Below are 17,642 nucleotides of genomic sequence, written 5' to 3' on the forward strand. Positions count from 1 at the left end.
CCGGGGGAGTTTGGGATAAATCACGGGGGACCCTGTTCGTAGCCGATGCCGTCAAAGAGCCAGGCCGTCAACTGCTCGGTCATCTGGGCCTCGGTGGGCTTGTCCGGTCCGGGGCCGGTGGCAAGCCAGCGTTCACCGGCGGCGCGGACCATGCCCAGCGCCGCCGTCGGCCAGAACCCGGCAGCAATTCCGAGCTCGGGTGCGGACGACCTTCCGGGAGAGGCCCCGGGGGAGCGGCTGTCCAGATAGGCGCGCAAAGCACGTTCCATCATGGCCGTAATGGCTTCGAAGAAGGAGGTGAGGCTGTCGGAGAACCCCGGACCGGCGCTGCCCGAACCCTCAGCGGCACTGCCCGTGACAAAGGCGTACACATGGGGAGAAGTCTGGGCCATCTGGAGGTAGGCGGAAACCATTGCCTGCAATCCGGCCCGGGGCGAATCAGCAGTGCGCCCGGCCGCGAGGATCTTGTCCTGCATCTGGGAAAGGACTACTTCACCCATGGCCTGCTGCAGGCCCGCCTTGTCCCCGAAGTACCGGTAGTAGACGGACTTGGAGGTTCCGGACGCGGCGGCTATCTCCTCCATGGAGGCGCCGGAGCCCAGGGTATGAACGGCACGCCGGGCGGCTTTGATCAGCTCACGGCGGCGTTCGGCCCGGTGCGCCTCCCAGCGCAGCGACCGGCCGTCCGACGGTGCGGGGGAAGGGGGATCCTGTAGTGCGGTGTTCACGATACTCAGCGTATCAGGTACGCTGGGTTGCAGTAACTCCCCTCACACTTAGCAGCACTTTCCTAGGAGACACACCATGGCTGTCCAGCCCAAGGCCGAACCCGCCGCAACCGGCGGGAACACCTCAGCTCCCGGCGTTCGCAAGGCCGTCGTTATAGGCGGAAACCGGATCCCCTTTGCCCGCTCCGGAGGGAAGTACACGTACAGCTCAAACCAGGACATGCTCACGGCCGCCCTCGACGGACTGGTTGCACGCTTTGGCCTGCAGGGCGAGCGGATCGGAGAAGTTGCCGCCGGTGCCGTCCTGAAGCACTCACGCGACTTCAACCTGACCCGCGAGGCCGTCCTGGGTTCGGCGCTGTCGCCGGAAACCCCCGCATATGACGTCCAGCAGGCCTGCGCCACCGGGCTTGAGACAGTGGTCAGCCTGGCCAACAAAATCAAACTGGGACAGCTGGATTCCGCCATTGCCGGCGGCGTCGACTCCGCATCGGACGCTCCCATTGCCGTCAGCGAGGGCCTGAGGCGGGCGCTGCTGGACCTCTCCCGCGCCCGCACCACCAAGCAGAAGCTGGCCGCAGTCGCGAAAATCCGTCCCAGGGACCTTTCCCCGAACGCACCCACCACCGGCGAGCCGCGCACCGGCCTGTCCATGGGTGAGCACCAGGCGCTGACCACCGCCCAGTGGAAGATCACCCGCGAAGCGCAGGATGAGCTCGCCTATAACAGCCACCGCAACATGGCCGCAGCCTATGACCGCGGTTTCTTCGATGACCTGCTCACCCCGTACCGCGGCCTGTCCCGGGACGCGAACCTGCGCCCGGACACCAGCATGGAGAAGCTTGCCAAGCTGAAGCCGGCCTTCGGCAAGTCCCTGGGCGATGAAGCCACCATGACCGCCGGCAACTCAACCCCGCTGACCGACGGCGCCTCCGTGGTGCTGCTGGGCTCCGAGGACTACGCCCGCGACCATGACCTGCCCATGCTGGCCAACATTGTTGACGCCGAAGCCGGAGCCGTGGACTTTGTGCACGGCAAGGACGGACTGCTCATGGCCCCGGCCTTTGCCGTGCCGCGCCTGCTGGCCCGCCACAACCTGAGCTTCGACGACTTTGATTTCTTTGAGATCCATGAAGCCTTTGCCGGCACCGTGCTCTCCACTCTTGCAGCGTGGGAAGACGACGAGTTCTGCCGCACCCGCCTGGGTCTGGAGGGGCCGCTCGGCAGCATCGACCGCAGCAAGCTCAACGTCAACGGTTCCTCCCTGGCCGCCGGGCACCCGTTCGCCGCTACCGGCGGACGCATCGTTGCCTCCCTGGCGAAGATGCTGCATGAGAAGGGATCCGGCCGCGGCCTGATTTCCATCTGCGCGGCCGGCGGACAGGGCCTCGTTGCAATCCTGGAGGCGCGCTAACCATGACTGATACCTACCTCAAGCTGGTCAATAGCGGCATCACCCGGGACCTGTCCAAGAAGCTCGGGCTGCCCCGCCCCGCCATTCTGCGCCGCTTCGACCCGGCCAAGCCGCTGGTTCCGGGGCCGGTGCTGGTGCTGGGCAAGGGCGAAACCGCGGACGACCTGGCCCAGCTGCTGCTCTCCTGGGACCAGGACGTCCGCCGGCATGCCACACCGAAAGAAAAACTCGGCGCCATCCTGATTGTGCTCGACGACGCCGCCGCCCCGACGGACCTCGGCGAACCGGTGCTGGCCGCGGGTTCCGCCCTGCGCGACCTGGCGCCGGGCGGCCGCGTGGTTACGGTTTCGCGCCCTGCAGGCGAGGCCCTGGACCCCGCTGCGGCTGCAGCCCGCCAGGGTGTTGACGGCACCCTGCGTTCCATCGCCCACGAGCTGCGCGGCGGAGCCACCGCCAACGGCATTGTGCTGGCCAACGGAGTGCAGGCCACGGCGCCGTCCGTAGCGGCCGCCCTCCGGTTCCTGCTCTCGGGCAAGAGCGCGTACGTGAGCGGACAGTTCATCACCGTAGGATCCGACGCCGGGACGCTGCCCGCGGACTGGAACGCACCGCTGGCCGGGAAGGTTGCCGTCGTGACCGGGGCCGCCCGCGGCATTGGTGCGGCGATCGCCAGGGTCCTGCACCGCGACGGCGCCAAGGTCATTGTGGTGGACGTGCCGGCGGCCGGCGAACAGCTGGCCGGGGTCGCCAATGAAATCGGCGGCACGGCCCTGCAGGTGGACATCACCCGCGAGGACGCAGCCGACCGGATCCTGGCCCACGCCGCCGAGCGGTACGGCCGCCTGGACATCGTCATCCACAACGCCGGTATTACCCGCGACAAGCTGCTGGCGAACATGGATGAAGCCCGGTGGGGTTCGGTCATCGCCGTCAACATTGCCTCCCAGCTGCGCATGAATGAGACCCTGCTGGCCTCGGACAGCTTCAGCCCGGAAGGACGGATAGTTTCGCTGGCCTCCACCAGCGGCATTGCCGGCAACCGCGGCCAGACCAACTACGCCGCATCCAAGGGCGGCGTGATCGGCATGGTCCGGGCCACGGCACCGCTGATGGCGCCGCGCGGCGGATCCATCAACGCCGTCGCACCGGGCTTCATCGAGACCGACATGACCGCAGCCATTCCGGCCCTGACCCGGCAGGTTGCCCGCCGGCTGAGCAGCCTGCAGCAGGGCGGCCTGCCCGTGGACGTGGCCGAAACCATCGCTTTCCTTGCCTCCGATTCGGCGGCGGGAGTCAACGGCCAGGTGGTCCGGGTGTGCGGACAGAATATGGTGGGCGCATGAGCACCACCACGCTGAATGAGATTCCCGCCCTCGGGAAGCTGTATGCCGGCGCCGTGGGCAGTGCGGCAAAGTCACGCCTGTCATCGGCCAAGGGGCCCAGTGTCCTGCCGGCTGACCGGCACGAGGTGCGCGGCGCCGTCGTCGACCTGGCCAAACTGACGGATTTTCAGCGGCTGGTCCTGCACAGCGCCACCGATTACCTGCCCACCGGCTACGTGCACACGTTTGCCTTCCCGGTGGCCATGAGCCTGATGGCGCGGGAAGACTTTCCGCTGCCGCTGCTGGGCATGGTCCACCTGCGGAACCAGGTGCAGCATTTCCGCCCTATCCATTACACCGAGCCATTGACTGTCACGGCCTGGGCCGAAAACCTGGCCGGGCACCGGTCCGGGACCCAGGTGGAGCTGGTTGCCGAAGTCAGCGCGGCCGAATCCGGTGACGTGGTATGGAGCGGACGGTCCACTTATCTGGCCAAGGGGGTATTTCTGCCCCGGTTTGACCGGCAGGAAGCCCGGGCCGACCGCCCGGACTTCGTGCCGCCGCAGCCCACTGCCATGTGGCGCCTCGGGGCGGACGCCGGGCGTAACTATGCCGGGGTGTCGGGCGACTTCAACCCCATTCACCTGAGCCGCCTGTCGGCGAAGGCCCTGGGGATGAAGCGGTCCCTGGCCCACGGGATGTACCTGGCCTCCCGCGTGGTGGCGGATACCGTGCAGAACCGGGAAGAGCCCTACGAATGGAACATCGACTTTGAGTCCCCGGTGTTCCTGCCGGCAACCGTCTCCCTCTCCATCCAGGATGCGGAGGAGGACGGCCGGTACGCGGGTTCCACCTTCGTCGGCTGGAACAACCGCTCCCGCCGCCGCCACTTCCATGGATCCGTCCAGCCGCTTTCGGCTGCCGGCGCAGTTCGCAGCGCATAGTTTGCTAGGGTGCGCTCATGACTGAACCGGATCTGCTGCTCATTGCCGCCAAGGAATTCGACGCAGCGGACCCGCTGGCCGGCTTCCGGGACCACTTCCTGGACGCCGCCGGAGTCAGTTCCTACCTGGACGGCAACTCCCTGGGCCGGCCGCTTCGTGCCACTGCCGAACACCTGCAGGACTTTGTCCGGGAGCAGTGGGGCGGACGGCTGATCCGCGGCTGGGATGAACAGTGGCTGGACCTGCCCGCACGGATAGGCGACGAACTCGGGGCTACGGCTCTCGGAGCAGCTGCCGGGCAGTGCATTGTGGCCGATTCGACCACCGTTCTGCTCTACAAACTGGGCCGGGCCGCGGTTGCCGCCCGGCCCGGGCGCACCGAAATTGTCCTGGACGCCGACAACTTTCCCACCGACCGGTACGTCATGGAGGGCATTGCGCGCGAGTGCGGGCTCACTCTTCGCTGGGTTCCCGCGGATTACGACGGCGGTGTCACGGCTGAGGCGGTGGCCGCAGCCGTGGGGCCAAAAACGGCGCTGGCCGTGTTCAGCCACGTGGCCTACCGCTCCGGCTTTCTGGCCGACGCCGGTGCCATCACGGCAGTGGTCCAGGCTGCCGGGGGACTGGTGCTCTGGGACCTGTGCCACTCAGCAGGTGCCGTGCCGGCGCAGCTGGATGCCTGGAACGTGGATTACGCCGTGGGGTGCAGCTACAAATACCTCAACGGGGGGCCCGGCGCGCCTGCATGGGCGTACGTGGCGTCGCGGCATCAGGCGGACTTTCAGCAGCCCATCCAGGGCTGGCTCGGCAGCGCGGACCCGTTCGGCATGGCCCAGGGCTATCAACCAGCCGCCGGGATCCGCAGGCTCGTCTCCGGCACTCCACCGGTACTGGGCATGCTGCCGATGCGGGACATGATTGCGCTCATTGGCGAAGCAGGCATCGACGCCGTCCGCGCCAAGTCGGTGGCCCTGACGGAGTACGCACTCACGGCAGTGGACACTTTGCTGGCCCCGCACGGCGTCATTGTTGCCTCTCCCCGGGAAGCGGCGCGGCGCGGAAGCCATATCACCATTGACCATCCCGCGTTCAAAGCTGTCACGGCAGCCCTGTGGGAACAGGGGATCATCCCGGATTACCGCAATCCGTCCGGCATCAGGCTGGGATTGTCCCCGCTGTCCACCTCGTTCGAGGAGACCTTCACCGGCATTTCCGCCGTGCTGGCTGAACTGCGCCGCTAGACCCGAACCGACGCCAAATTGACAACCGGCCCCTTTCGGGCGCCATAATGTTAGCGCTCACAAATGTGATCCACTTCTCATTCTGTTTCGGGAAGGCCGAAGCCAAGCCACTTCGACAGACCGGCAGATTCCCCCGTTAGACAGAGACGTCCATCGAAAGGGCTCCTTCGTGAAAATCCGTAAACTCCTCCTTAGCGTGACGGCCGGAATCCTGGCCGTTTCCGTGGCCGGCTGCGGCTCCGGAACCGGCCGCGGCGGCGCTGACTCCGGCGACGCCGAATCAGGTGACAATGCCGGTGCGCTGGTGGGCATCGCGATGCCCACCAAGACCTCCGAGCGCTGGATTAAGGACGGCGACTCCATTCAGGCTTCGCTTGAAGACCTGGGCTATGAAACCACCCTGGAATATGCCGACGACGACATCCCCACCCAGGTCCAGCAGGTCTCCAACATGATCACCAAGGGCGCCAAGGTCCTGGTCATCGCGGCCATCGACGGCACCGCCCTGAGCGACCAGCTGGACAACGCCGCAGCCGCCGGCATCAAGGTCATCGCCTATGACCGCCTGATCACCGGCAACGAGAACGTGGATTACTACACCACCTTCGACAACTACACCGTGGGCGTACAGCAGGCCACGTCGCTGCTCACCGGCCTGGGCATTCTCGACGCCGACGGCAAGGACACCGGTGCCGCCGAGCCCAGGAACATTGAGCTTTTCGCCGGCAGCCCCGATGACAACAACGCCAACTTCTTCTACGACGGCGCCATGGACACCCTGCAGCCCTACATCGACAAGGGCACACTGGTGGTCAAAAGCGGCCAGACCGGGTTCACCCAGATCGCCACGCTGCGCTGGGACCCCGCCACGGCACAGAAGCGCATGCAGAACCTGATTGCCAGCACGTACTCCGGCGGCGAAAAGGTGGACGGCGTCCTTTCCCCGTACGACGGCATTTCACTGGGCATCATTTCCGCCCTGACCGGATCCGGCTACGCCTCCGATGCCCTGCCCGTCATCACCGGCCAGGATGCCGAAGCAGCCTCGGTGAAGTCGATCATGGGCAGCCAGCAGTACTCCACGATCTTCAAGGACACCCGCAAGCTCGGTGAACAGGCCGTCGGCATGGTCGATGACGTGCTCAAGGGTGAAGACCCCGAGGTCAATGACACTGAAACTTACGACAACCAGGTCAAGATTGTTCCGACCTTCCTGCTGGACCCGGTAGTGGTCACCAAGGACAACTACCAGGAAGTCCTCGTCGACAGCGGCTACTACGAAGCCTCAGACCTGCAGTAATCCCGACCACCGCGGATGCCGTGGGCGGAGCAGAGGCTTCCGCCCACGGCATCCGCCGGCAAGGACACGAACGTGAACGAAAACATTCTTTCCATGCGGGGAATCACCAAGACCTTCCCCGGGGTCAAGGCACTGCAGGAGGTCTCCCTGGATGTGCGTCAAGGACAGGTGCATGCCATCTGCGGTGAAAACGGGGCCGGCAAGTCCACCCTCATGAAGGTGCTCTCCGGGGTTTATCCGGCAGGAAGCTACGAGGGGGAAATCCTGCTGGAAGGCAACCTGCAGGAATACCGGGACATCAAGGATTCCGAAGCGGCCGGCGTGGTCATCATCCACCAGGAGCTGGCCCTCAGCCCGTTCCTGTCGATTGCGGAAAACATCTACCTGGGCAACGAGCAGTCCAAGGGCGGTTTCATCGACTGGCACCGCACCAACCTGGAGGCCGCCAAGCTCCTGGAGCGGGTGGGGCTGTCCGAGAATCCCGCCACCCGGATCCTGGACATCGGCGTGGGCAAGCAGCAGCTGGTGGAAATTGCCAAAGCCCTGTCCAAGCGCGTGAAGCTCCTGATCCTGGACGAGCCAACCGCTGCGCTGAACGACGAAGACTCCGAACATCTCCTGGGCTTGATCAAGGGCCTGCGCGAAGACGGAATCACCTGCATCATCATCAGCCACAAGCTCAACGAGATTAAGGCCATCGCCGACGCCGTAACCATCATCCGTGACGGCCGCACCATCGAAACCCTGGATATGCGCGAGGATGACGTGTCCGAGGAACGCATCATCCGGGGCATGGTGGGGCGGGACCTGGACAGCAGATATCCGGAGCACGTCCCGGCCATCGGCGAAGAGGTGCTCCGCATCGAGGACTGGACGGTCCACCATCCGCTGGACCGCAGCCGCCGGGTGGTCTCCGAGGCAAACATTTACGTACGGGCCGGCGAAATTGTCGGCATTGCCGGCTTGATGGGCGCAGGCCGCACGGAACTTGCCATGAGCGTTTTCGGGCAGAGCTACGGGCACAACATCAGCGGCCGCGTGTACAAGAACGGCCGCGAAATCACCATGAAGAACGTCGGCCAGGCCATCCGGCACGGACTGGCGTACGCCACCGAGGACCGCAAACGGTACGGCCTGAACCTCATCGAGGACATCAAGCGCAACATCTCGATGTCCGGACTGAACAAACTGGCGAGCCGCGGCTGGGTGGACCCGTACCGGGAACATCTGACGGCGGACAAATACCGCACCAGCATGAACATCAAGGCCCCCTCGGTGACCGCGCTGACGGGCAAGCTCTCGGGCGGGAACCAGCAGAAAGTGGTCCTGTCCAAGTGGATCCACACCGATCCGGACGTCCTGATCCTCGATGAGCCCACCCGCGGCATCGATGTGGGGGCAAAGTACGAGATTTACACCATCATCAACGAGCTGGCAGACCAGGGAAAAGCGGTCATCGTCATTTCCTCGGAGCTGCCGGAACTGCTGGGTATCTGCGACCGCATCTATACCCTCGCCGAAGGCCGGATCACTGCTGATGTCCCGCGCGAAAAGGCCAGCGCGGAATACCTCATGCAGTACATGACCCGCGACGCCAGGGTTCCTGCCGCTGCGACAGACAAGGAAAGCGAATGAGCACTCTTACCGACCAGGGATCGTCCACCGGCGTTCCGGCCCCGAAGGGGAAGCCGCAGGGAATTGTCGGTTCAGCCCTGAACTACCTGACCGGGCAGCTTCGCCAGGTCGGCCTGTTCATCGCGCTGATCGCCATCATCATCTTTTTCCAGATCGCCACCAACGGGATCACGCTGGCACCGATCAACGTTTCCAACCTCATCATCCAGAACAGTTACATCCTGATTCTGGCCGTGGGCATGGTGCTGGTCATCATTGCCGGGCACATTGACCTGTCCGTCGGATCGGTGGTCGCCTTCACCGGTGCCGCCGCCGGCGTCATGATCACCCAGTGGGGACTTCCCTGGTGGATGGCCGCCGTCCTGTGCCTGGTCCTTGGCGCCGCCGTCGGAGCCTGGCAGGGCTTCTGGATTGCGTACTTCGGCATTCCGGCCTTCATTGTGACCCTGGCCGGCATGCTGACCTTCCGCGGGCTGACGCAGATTGTCCTGCAGAACAAGCAGATCTCGCCGTTCCCGGACCAGTTCCGGGATCTGGGCAGCGGATTCCTTCCCGATCTCGGGGGCGGAACGAGCTTCCTGGAGCCGCTGACCGTCATCATCGGCGTGCTGTCCGCCGCAGCCCTGGTTGGCTCGGGCATCCGCCAGCGGATGATCCGCCGGCGCCACCAGCTCGTGGATGAGCCGCTGCTTTGGTTCGCCGCCAAGCTTGGCCTGACCGCGGCCATGGTCCTCTTCATCACCTACCTGCTGGCCAGCTACCGGGGCACGCCCATCGTGCTGGTGATCCTGGGCCTGCTCACCGTCGGCTACTCCGCTGTCATGAACCGCAGCGTCTGGGGCCGCCACATCTATGCCATGGGCGGGAACCTGCACGCCGCAGAGCTCTCCGGCATCAACACCAAGCGGACCACGTTCACCGTCTTCATCAACATGGGCGTACTGGCTGCACTGGCCGGCCTCGTCTTCACCGCCCAGCTAAACCTCGCCAGCCCCAAGGCCGGTGAAGGCTTCGAACTGGATGCGATTGCTGCAGTCTTCATCGGCGGGGCCGCAGTCACCGGCGGCATCGGCCGGGTCACCGGAGCCATCATCGGCGGCCTGATTATCGGCATCCTGAACAACGGCATGTCCATCATGGGGGTTGGCACCGAATACCAGCAGCTCATCAAGGGCCTGGTGCTCCTGGCAGCCGTCGCCTTCGATGTCTTCAACAAGCGCCGCGGATCGGCCTCCATCACCTAAACAGAAAACCGGTCCCGGAGCACGTCCGGCGATACGGCTGTGGCCGGCACCCGATAACCTCGGATGCCGGCCACAGCCGTATCCCGCCGGGGAAGCGGCAGGCAGAGAGATGATCCTAGTGGTGTGCCTTGACCGCCAGGACCGGGCAGTCGGACTGCAGCAGCACCCGCTGGGCGGTGCTGCCCAGCAGCATCTTGCCCACGGGGGTGCGGCGGCGCAGGCCCAGGACAATCAGTTCCACCTGCGGATCCTCAGCCGCTTTGAGAATCTCCTCGGCCGGGTCATAGTCACCCACAGGGTGCACCAGACGGAAGTCCGCACCGGCGGCGCGCAGTTCTTTTTCAAGCTGTTCAACGGCGGCCTGGTTGGCTTCCTCCTGCTCCTGATGGTGGATCCCGTGCCGCGGGGAACCCACGTTCACGATCACCAGCGTGGCGGACTGAGCCGCGGCTTCACGGCGTGCAGCCTCCAGGGCTGCAGCGCCCTCCGGGGTGGGAAGAAAACCGACAACGATACTCATGATGCTCCTGACGTAGGGAAGGAAGACGGGGGTAAGTACCTAGCCGCGGATCTCTTCAGCATCCGTGAACCGGGTCTTCTTGGCACGCACTGCCCGGTTCCAGAACCACGTCAGCACCCACAGCGCCAGGCCAAGGAGCAGCAGCAGTCCCGCGATCTGGTACTCGATCGGATCCTGCGCCCAGGGGCCCAGAAGGAAGGCGCAGGTGAAAACACCCACGTACGGAAGGAAGCCGGGGGAGCGGAAGTGCTTGCCTTCGTGCGGAGTGCGCCGCAGCACCAGGCAGGCAATATTCACCACGGTGAAGACCGCCAGAAGCAGCAGGGCGGTGGTGCCGCCCAGCGCTGTAACGGTTTCCTTGCCCATGAAGTTGGTGACCAGGATGATCAGTCCCAGCGCGATGGCGGTGGTGAACAGGATCGAGGCCCACGGGGTCCGGCGGCCGGGGAGGACCTTGGAGAGGGAACGGGGCAGGACATCCTGCTTGGCCATGCCGTACAGCAGGCGGCTGGCCATCAGCATGTTGATCAGTGCAGTGTTGGCCACCGCAAAGATCGACAGGAACGGATAGATGACGTCCACCGGCAGGTTGGGTGCTCCGGCACGCACAACCTCCAACAGCGGCGTTGCGCTGGCGGACAGTTGGCCTACGGGGACAATGGCGACGGCGGCAATGGACACCAGGAGGTAGACCACCAGGGTGATGCCCAGGCCGGTCAGCATGACCTTCGGGAAAATCTTTGCCGGGTCGCGGGTTTCCTCGGCCATGTTGACGCTGTCTTCAAAGCCGACCATGGAAAAGAATGCCAGCGAGGTGGCTGCGGTGAGGGCAAGGAACACACTCTTGCTGCCTTCGGTTTCGAAGACCATGACGCGTGAGAAGTCGACGTTGCCCTGCCCCATGGCCCAGAAGCCAATCAGGATCACGATCATCAGGCCGGTGAGTTCAATGATGGTCAGAACCACATTGAACTTAATGCTCTCTCCGACACCGCGCAGGTTGATCAGGGCGAGCACCAGCATGAAGATGACGGCTACCCACGTGACGCCGGTCTGGCCCCATTCGAGGTTGAAACCGACAATGAAGTTCTCGGCCAGGAACTTGGCGGCGGTGGACGCCGATGTGATGCCGGAGCTCAGGACCGCAAAGGTCACGAGGAAGGTCACGAAATGAATGCCAAAGGCTTTGTGCGCATAAAGTGCGGCACCTGCGGCCTGCGGGAATTTGGTGACGAGCTCAAGATAGGAGAGAGCGGTAATCGTGGCGACAAAGAAGGCCACCAGGATGGGTGCCCAGGCTGCACCCCCAATCTCGCCGGCCACCTGGCCGGTCAGGGCGTAAACACCGGTTCCAAGGATGTCGCCGACGATGAACAGCAGAAGGAGCTTGGTTCCCATCACCCGCTTGAGTTCGGGCGCTCCCGATTCGTTTTTTGTTTCGGCCATGACGGCTTTCCTGCTTTCTGGGTATCTGCATCTGCGGTCCGGGCCCTAGGCGGAATGGGGCTAACTGCCCGTGCCCCGTATTCTCTGCGCTTCGGAGCGGCATAGCAATGTTACGGGAAATGACCGGGGCGCGCGTACCGAAGAAGCTGAACGCCGGCCGTCGGGAAAGTCAGCCGGCTTCCTTGGATTCGGGAATGACGCGTACTGCCGAAATTCGCCGTCGGGAAAGGCTGAGCACCTCCAGCCCGCATCCTGGTGCCCCCACCACGTCTCCGGGCCTTGCAATCCGGCCCAGCCTTTCCATAATGTAGCCGCCCACCGTTTCGTATTGTCCTTCCGGAAGCGCGAACCCGGTCAGCCGCTCGAACTCCTGCAGGATCAAGCCTCCGTCAACCACCAGATCGCCGCGGATCCTGCGGTGCCGGTCCTCGGGGTCCCGCAGGGTGTCGTACTCGTCGTAGATTTCCCCGACAAGTTCCTCCACCAGGTCCTCCAGGGTCACTATGCCGTCCGTCCCGCCGTATTCGTCTACAACTACGGCAATGTGGCTGCCGTCCCGCCGCATCCTCGACAGGGAGGGAACCACTGAAGCTGTGCCCGGCAGGAAAAGGATGGGGCGGACAATGTCCCCGACCGTGCGCGCCTGCGTCCGGGCGCCGTCGTCGTCCTTCCGCAGCAGGTCCCGCACATGGATGAAGCCGACGACGTCGTCAGGGGAGCTCCGGATGACCGGATACCGGGAGTAGGGCAGGGAATGGACGGTCTCGCGGGCCTGCTCCACCGTCAGGTCGGCGGAGAGGAACCGAACCTCCGGACGGGGGCGCATGACTTCCTGGAGGGAGCGGTCCCCGGCGCCGAACACATCGGACAGGATCCGGCGGCTGTCCTCGGCAAGAACCGGGCTCGCAGCCACCATGTCCCACAGCTCCTGGGAGGTGACCGGCGGCGTCTTGACTCTGGGATCACCTCCGAGAACGCGCACCACGGCGTCCGTCGATGCTGAGAGCGCCTTGATGGCGGGCCTCATGATGACAGCGAAGACATTGAGCGGCGGGGCGAGGATCCGGGCGAAACGCTCGGCATTCTGCATGGCCAGGCGCTTGGGCACCAGTTCACCCAGGACCAGGGACAGGTAGGCCACGGCCAGGGTCAGCAGGATGAAGGCGGTGGCATCCGCGGCGGCAGGGGCCAAACCCAGCCCCTGCAGTGCCGGTGCCAGCGCGGGGGCGAGGGCCGAAGCGCCGTAGGCGGCGGAAAAAAACCCCGACAGCGTCACGCCGATCTGGATGGACGCCAGGAAGAGGTTGGGGTTGCGGGCAAGATCAGCGATTTTCCTGCCGCCGGCACCGGAGGCCTCAATGCGGCCGATTTGGCTCTCCCGCAGTGAGACCAGCGCCATTTCCGTTCCTGCGAAGATTCCTCCCAGCAGGACGAAGAACACGACGAGCAGCAGGTTGAAGAGCGTTGCGCCTTCCATAGACCCGAGGGTACCGGCGCTCCGCCGCTGCTGACAGGGAAGGACAGCTGGAGAGCCCGCATGCAGGAGAAGATGTGTTTAACGTCACGAATAATGAACGCGGAGATTCGATTAAGCAACAAAAAACCCCGGAATCCAGTGGATTCCGGGGTTTTGATTGTGCGCGGAGGGGGACTTGAACCCCCACCCTCGTTAGAGGACTAGCACCTCAAGCTAGCGCGTCTGCCATTCCGCCACCCGCGCTTGGGTGTTTGCCGCAAGCTCTTTAGTCGTTCAAAAGCTGCGGAAGCAACGGGAAAAACTCTAACACGGTTTTGGCTGCAACCGTAAATCGGCGCTGGTCAGGCCTTCGATGGCTAGGCTGGCAGCAACTAGGTCGAAGGAGAAACATGTCTGATTCCACTGCCTCTGAGTCCCCGGTGTCCGGAAAAACCGCCGAAGATGAAGTCACGCGGATCTGCCGGGAGCTCATCCGTTTTGACACCTCAAACTTCGGGGACGGATCCGGACCGGGGGAGCGGGCCGCGGCCGAGTACACCGCCGGGCTGATCGAGGAGGCCGGACTGCACGCGGATCTCTTCGAGGCAGCCCCCGGCCGGGCTTCGGTGGTTACCCGCATGGAAGGCGCCGACCCGAGCCTGCCGGCCCTTGTGGTGCACGGCCATCTTGACGTAGTGCCCGCCCAAAAGCAGGACTGGTCGGTGGACCCGTTCAGCGGCGAGGAGCGGGACGGCCTGATCTGGGGGCGCGGCGCCGTGGATATGAAGGACATGGACGCCATGATCCTGTCCGTGATGCGGCAGATGGCGCGGACCGGAACCAAGCCGAAGCGGGATCTCATCTTCGCGTTCTTCGCCGATGAGGAAGCAGGCGGCCGGTACGGGGCAACCTGGGCAGTGGAAAACCGCCGGGAACTCTTCGACGGTGCCACCGAAGCCATTTCGGAAGTGGGCGGCTTTTCCGCCACCATCGGCGGCAAGCGCACGTACCTGCTGCAGACCGCAGAGAAAGGGATTTCCTGGCTGCGGCTCGCAGCCCACGGCCGCGCGGGCCACGGTTCCCAGATCAGCACAGACAACGCCGTAACCCGGCTGGCCCGCGCCGTCGCCGCCGTCGGCGAATACGTGTGGCCCATTGAACTCACCGACACGACACGGGCCTTCCTGGAGGGCGTGACGGAACTGACCGGCGTCGAGTTCGATCCGGACAACCCGGAACGGCTGCTGGCTGAACTGGGAACCGTGGCCCGTTTCGTGGGTGCCACGCTGCAGAACACCGCCAACCCCACGGTGCTGAAAGCCGGCTACAAGCACAACGTCATCCCGGGCAGTGCGGAGGCGCTGATTGACGTCCGGACCCTGCCCGGTCAGGAAGAGCAGGTACTGGCCATCATCAAGGACCTCGCCGGGCCCGGGATCGAGGTCAGCTACGAGCACAGGGACGTCTCCCTTGAGGTGCCGTTCAAGGGCAACCTGGTGGACTCCATGGTCAGTGCCCTGCAGGCAGAGGATCCGGGTGCTCCTGTGCTCCCCTACACGCTCTCCGGCGGCACCGACAACAAGTCCCTGAGCCGGCTGGGCATCACCGGTTACGGCTTTGCGCCGCTGAGGCTTCCCGAGGAGCTGGACTTCACCGGCATGTTCCACGGCGTGGACGAGCGGGTCCCGGTGGACTCCCTGAAATTCGGCACCCGCGTGCTGTCCCGCCTGCTCACCGGTTACTAATCAGCCCCCAAGAAAGAACCAGCGCATGAATGTCGAAAACATCCTGACCCCCGACCTCCTGGAGCGCCTGCGCGGACGTGCGGCCGGTTATGACCGTGACAACGCGTTCTTCACCGAAGACCTTGAAGACCTGCGCGCCGCCGGCTACCTGTCCCTCTTCACGCCGGCGGCGGCGGGCGGCGCGGGATTCACGATTGGGCAGGTTGTCCGATGCCAGCGGCTGCTGGCCACCGCAGCCCCCGCCACGGCTCTGGCCGTCAATATGCATTTGGTCTGGTGCGGCGTGGCCCACCTCCTGGCCCTGCGCGGGGACGATTCCCTGGCCTTCATCCTCGAGGATGCCGCCCGGGGTGAGCTGTACGCCTTTGGGGTTTCCGAGGCGGGAAATCCTGCCGTCCTGTTTGATTCCAAGACGGCGGCCGTTCCGCAGGGGGACGGCTCCTATGCGTTCACGGGCACCAAAATCTTCACCAGCCTCTCACCCGCGTGGACCCGGCTGGGGATTTTCGGACGTGACGACTCGGAGCCGGAAGAACCCAGACTCATTTTCGGGTTCGCCCCGCGCGGCACTGAAGGCATCACCGTCAAGGACGACTGGAACACCATGGGCATGCGGGCCAGCCAGTCCTGCACCACAGTCCTGGATCACGCGGTCCTCCCCAAAGGGCAGCTGGTCCGCAGCACTCCGGTGGGGCCGCACTCGGACGCCTTCGTCTTTGGCATCTTCGCCCTTTTCGAAACCCTGCTGTCAGCGGTCTACACCGGCATTGGAGACCGCGCCGTCGAACTGGCCGTACAAGCGGCACAGCAGCGGACGACGGCGGGAGGCGGCAGCGGCGCGCATGATCCGCACACCCGCTGGAAAGTTGCGGATGCGGCGATTCGAATGGACGGGATCCACCCGCAGCTGGAAGTGATGGCCCGCGATCTGGAAGAGGGTGCCGACCACGGAAGCCTGTGGTTTCCGAAACTGTCCTCGCTGAAGTACCGGGCCACCGAAACGGCGCGTTCAGTGGTGGAAACGGCTGTCCGTGTGTCCGGGGGCCGGAGCTACTCGCGGGGTGCGGAACTGGAGCGCCTCTACCGTGACGTTCTTGCCGGCATGTTCCACCCCTCCAGCGAGGATTCCGTCCATGCGTCGGTGGCCGGCGCCTGGCTGGGGCCGCTGCCGGACCAGGGGTAGACGGCCCGGGATCAGGCCGTGCGGCGGACCCGCATAATCCGCCGGCGCAGCCAGAAACGGCGGGCTCCGCCGCGGTAGATGCAGCTGCGCTGGAGCTCCCACTTGCCGTACTCGGCGTGTTCGGTGATGATCCGGCGTGCCTCGGAGAGGGAATCTCCGGGGTTCACCGACACCACGAGGTACTCATAGTCCCGGATATTTTCGTCTGGCCGGCGGACACCGGGCCGAAGAATTTGTTCTCGCATTTCCCTCCAATTTTGCTCACTTTACCGCTAACGTCTAGGTCATGAGCATAGATCCGCACGTCGCGCTCCAATCCCTCGTGGCCGCCCTGGACGAACACCTGACAGCGGCCTCACAGCGCCGCGGAGACAAGGACCCGGTGGTGGAGGCGGCCTATCTGGCCATCGCGGATGCCTTTGAACTCTACGAGGAAGTCCTCTATGACGCCTACGGCGAGGTCACGCCGCTGGAAATCTACGAAGATGACGACGATGATTTCGACGCCGACCTGGACGGTGACGGGGACTTCGGCGCTGATCCCCGGCACACGGGGGAACGCTCATCAGGGGCACAGCCGGGAGGCTAGCTGGGTTCGGGCACCCACTGATGGTGCCCTAGAGTAATTCCTTGTGAATTGGTTTGAAGCACTCTTCCTCGGTCTCATTCAGGGTCTTACTGAATTTCTTCCCATCTCCTCCAGCGCCCATCTGCGCATTGTGGGGGAACTGCTGCCCGGCGCGCAGGACCCGGGGGCGGCCTTTACGGCTATCACGCAGCTCGGCACGGAGACGGCCGTGGCGGTTTACTTCTGGAAGGACATTGTCCGGATCGTCAAGTCCTGGTTCGGTTCGCTGACCGGACGTGTTCCGCGAAGTGATCCGGACGCCCGCATGGGCTGGCTGATCATTATCGGAACCCTGCCCATCGTGATCCTGGGGCTCCTGTTCCAGGACCAGATCGAGAGCACCTTCCGCAGTTTGTGGATTGTTGCCACCATGCTGATTGTCTTCGGCATCATCCTGGCGGTGGCGGACGCCGTGGGGAAGCAGCAGCGCCGCCTGGACCAGCTCACCTACAAGCACGGCATCCTTTACGGCCTCGCGCAGGCCATGGCACTGATCCCCGGCGTGAGCCGCTCCGGCGGAACCATCACCGCGGGGCTGTTCATGGGATACACCCGCGAGGCCGCCGCCCGGTATGCGTTCCTGCTGGCTATTCCGGCCGTGTTCGGCAGCGGACTTTTCCAGCTGGTCAAGTCGCTGGACGAGCCGATGGTCTACGGCGGATGGGAGACCGCCGGAGCCACCCTGGTTGCGTTCATTGTGGGATTCATCATCATTGGATGGTTCCTGCGCTACGTTTCCAGCCGCAGCTACAGCCTCTTTGTCTGGTACCGCATCCTTCTCGGCGTTGTGATCTACGTTCTGCTTGCCCTGGGTGTGCTGACCGCCTAGGAAGGGA

16 protein-coding genes and 1 tRNA gene are annotated in these 17,642 nt (G+C 64.6%); 11 read left to right on the forward strand and 6 right to left on the reverse strand.

The window, feature by feature from the left end; translation table 11 throughout:
• Nucleotides 1–20: 20 nt before the first annotated feature.
• On the reverse strand, nucleotides 21–728 hold the full coding sequence (locus QMA10_RS00855) for a TetR/AcrR family transcriptional regulator (RefSeq protein WP_290165213.1): 708 nt from the start codon (nucleotides 726–728) through the stop codon (nucleotides 21–23).
• A gap of 76 nt (nucleotides 729–804) precedes the next feature.
• Here QMA10_RS00855 and QMA10_RS00860 point away from each other — a divergent pair, with 76 nt between their 5' ends.
• From QMA10_RS00860 to mmsB, 7 genes are all read left to right on the forward strand, one after another.
• Entirely contained in the window at nucleotides 805–2,142 is a 1,338-nt protein-coding gene (locus tag QMA10_RS00860; RefSeq protein ID WP_290165216.1) for an acetyl-CoA C-acetyltransferase, read from the forward strand.
• Nucleotides 2,143–2,144: 2 nt separating this feature from the next.
• Nucleotides 2,145–3,485: a 3-oxoacyl-ACP reductase gene (locus QMA10_RS00865; protein WP_290165218.1), complete on the forward strand. Its 1,341-nt coding sequence runs from the start codon at nucleotides 2,145–2,147 to the stop codon at nucleotides 3,483–3,485.
• Nucleotides 3,482–4,408, forward strand: a complete 927-nt coding sequence (locus QMA10_RS00870; protein ID WP_290165220.1) for a MaoC/PaaZ C-terminal domain-containing protein — start codon at nucleotides 3,482–3,484, stop codon at nucleotides 4,406–4,408. The genes QMA10_RS00865 and QMA10_RS00870 overlap by 4 nt, the downstream gene beginning before the upstream one ends.
• Before the next feature lie 17 nt (nucleotides 4,409–4,425).
• Complete coding sequence (locus tag QMA10_RS00875) at nucleotides 4,426–5,649, forward strand: aminotransferase class V-fold PLP-dependent enzyme (protein ID WP_290165222.1); 1,224 nt, start codon at nucleotides 4,426–4,428, stop codon at nucleotides 5,647–5,649.
• A 196-nt stretch (nucleotides 5,650–5,845) separates the two neighbouring features.
• On the forward strand, nucleotides 5,846–6,949 hold the full coding sequence (gene chvE / locus QMA10_RS00880; RefSeq protein ID WP_290165224.1) for a multiple monosaccharide ABC transporter substrate-binding protein: 1,104 nt from the start codon (nucleotides 5,846–5,848) through the stop codon (nucleotides 6,947–6,949).
• A gap of 72 nt (nucleotides 6,950–7,021) precedes the next feature.
• Nucleotides 7,022–8,584, forward strand: a complete 1,563-nt coding sequence (mmsA, locus tag QMA10_RS00885; RefSeq protein WP_290165226.1) for a multiple monosaccharide ABC transporter ATP-binding protein — start codon at nucleotides 7,022–7,024, stop codon at nucleotides 8,582–8,584.
• On the forward strand, nucleotides 8,581–9,828 hold the full coding sequence (gene mmsB / locus QMA10_RS00890) for a multiple monosaccharide ABC transporter permease (protein WP_290165228.1): 1,248 nt from the start codon (nucleotides 8,581–8,583) through the stop codon (nucleotides 9,826–9,828). The genes mmsA and mmsB overlap by 4 nt, the downstream gene beginning before the upstream one ends.
• Before the next feature lie 115 nt (nucleotides 9,829–9,943).
• On the opposite strand, the gene QMA10_RS00895 is transcribed toward mmsB, so the two are convergent.
• The 4 genes from QMA10_RS00895 to QMA10_RS00910 all read right to left on the reverse strand — a co-directional run bounded on the left by QMA10_RS00895 (nucleotide 9,944) and on the right by QMA10_RS00910 (nucleotide 13,514).
• Nucleotides 9,944–10,348 carry a universal stress protein gene (locus QMA10_RS00895; protein WP_290165230.1) on the reverse strand — a complete coding sequence of 135 codons (405 nt, stop codon included), beginning with the start codon at nucleotides 10,346–10,348 and terminating at the stop codon, nucleotides 9,944–9,946.
• Nucleotides 10,349–10,387: 39 nt separating this feature from the next.
• A complete protein-coding gene (locus QMA10_RS00900; protein ID WP_290165232.1) occupies nucleotides 10,388–11,794 on the reverse strand; it encodes an APC family permease in 1,407 nt (468 codons plus the stop codon).
• Nucleotides 11,795–11,963: 169 nt separating this feature from the next.
• Complete coding sequence (locus QMA10_RS00905) at nucleotides 11,964–13,271, reverse strand: hemolysin family protein (RefSeq protein ID WP_290165234.1); 1,308 nt, start codon at nucleotides 13,269–13,271, stop codon at nucleotides 11,964–11,966.
• Nucleotides 13,272–13,431: 160 nt separating this feature from the next.
• Nucleotides 13,432–13,514, reverse strand: a tRNA-Leu gene (locus QMA10_RS00910).
• A 146-nt stretch (nucleotides 13,515–13,660) separates the two neighbouring features.
• Between QMA10_RS00910 and QMA10_RS00915 the strand changes: the two genes are divergently transcribed.
• Nucleotides 13,661–14,995, forward strand: a complete 1,335-nt coding sequence (locus tag QMA10_RS00915; protein WP_290165236.1) for a M20/M25/M40 family metallo-hydrolase — start codon at nucleotides 13,661–13,663, stop codon at nucleotides 14,993–14,995.
• A gap of 25 nt (nucleotides 14,996–15,020) precedes the next feature.
• Complete coding sequence (locus QMA10_RS00920; protein WP_290165238.1) at nucleotides 15,021–16,178, forward strand: acyl-CoA dehydrogenase family protein; 1,158 nt, start codon at nucleotides 15,021–15,023, stop codon at nucleotides 16,176–16,178.
• Nucleotides 16,179–16,189: 11 nt separating this feature from the next.
• On the opposite strand, the gene QMA10_RS00925 is transcribed toward QMA10_RS00920, so the two are convergent.
• The gene (locus QMA10_RS00925; RefSeq protein ID WP_290165239.1) at nucleotides 16,190–16,423 is read right to left on the reverse strand and encodes a DUF5703 family protein; all 234 of its coding nucleotides are present in this window, start codon (nucleotides 16,421–16,423) and stop codon (nucleotides 16,190–16,192) included.
• A 41-nt stretch (nucleotides 16,424–16,464) separates the two neighbouring features.
• Between QMA10_RS00925 and QMA10_RS00930 the strand changes: the two genes are divergently transcribed.
• Together QMA10_RS00930 and QMA10_RS00935 are read left to right on the forward strand one after the other, a co-directional pair.
• Nucleotides 16,465–16,767, forward strand: a complete 303-nt coding sequence (locus QMA10_RS00930) for a hypothetical protein (RefSeq protein WP_290165241.1) — start codon at nucleotides 16,465–16,467, stop codon at nucleotides 16,765–16,767.
• A gap of 43 nt (nucleotides 16,768–16,810) precedes the next feature.
• Nucleotides 16,811–17,635: an undecaprenyl-diphosphate phosphatase gene (locus QMA10_RS00935; RefSeq protein ID WP_290165243.1), complete on the forward strand. Its 825-nt coding sequence runs from the start codon at nucleotides 16,811–16,813 to the stop codon at nucleotides 17,633–17,635.
• Nucleotides 17,636–17,642 lie beyond the last annotated feature (7 nt).

This window comes from Arthrobacter sp. APC 3897, assembly GCF_030407495.1.
In the GTDB taxonomy this organism is placed as follows: Bacteria; Actinomycetota; Actinomycetes; order Actinomycetales; family Micrococcaceae; genus Arthrobacter_B.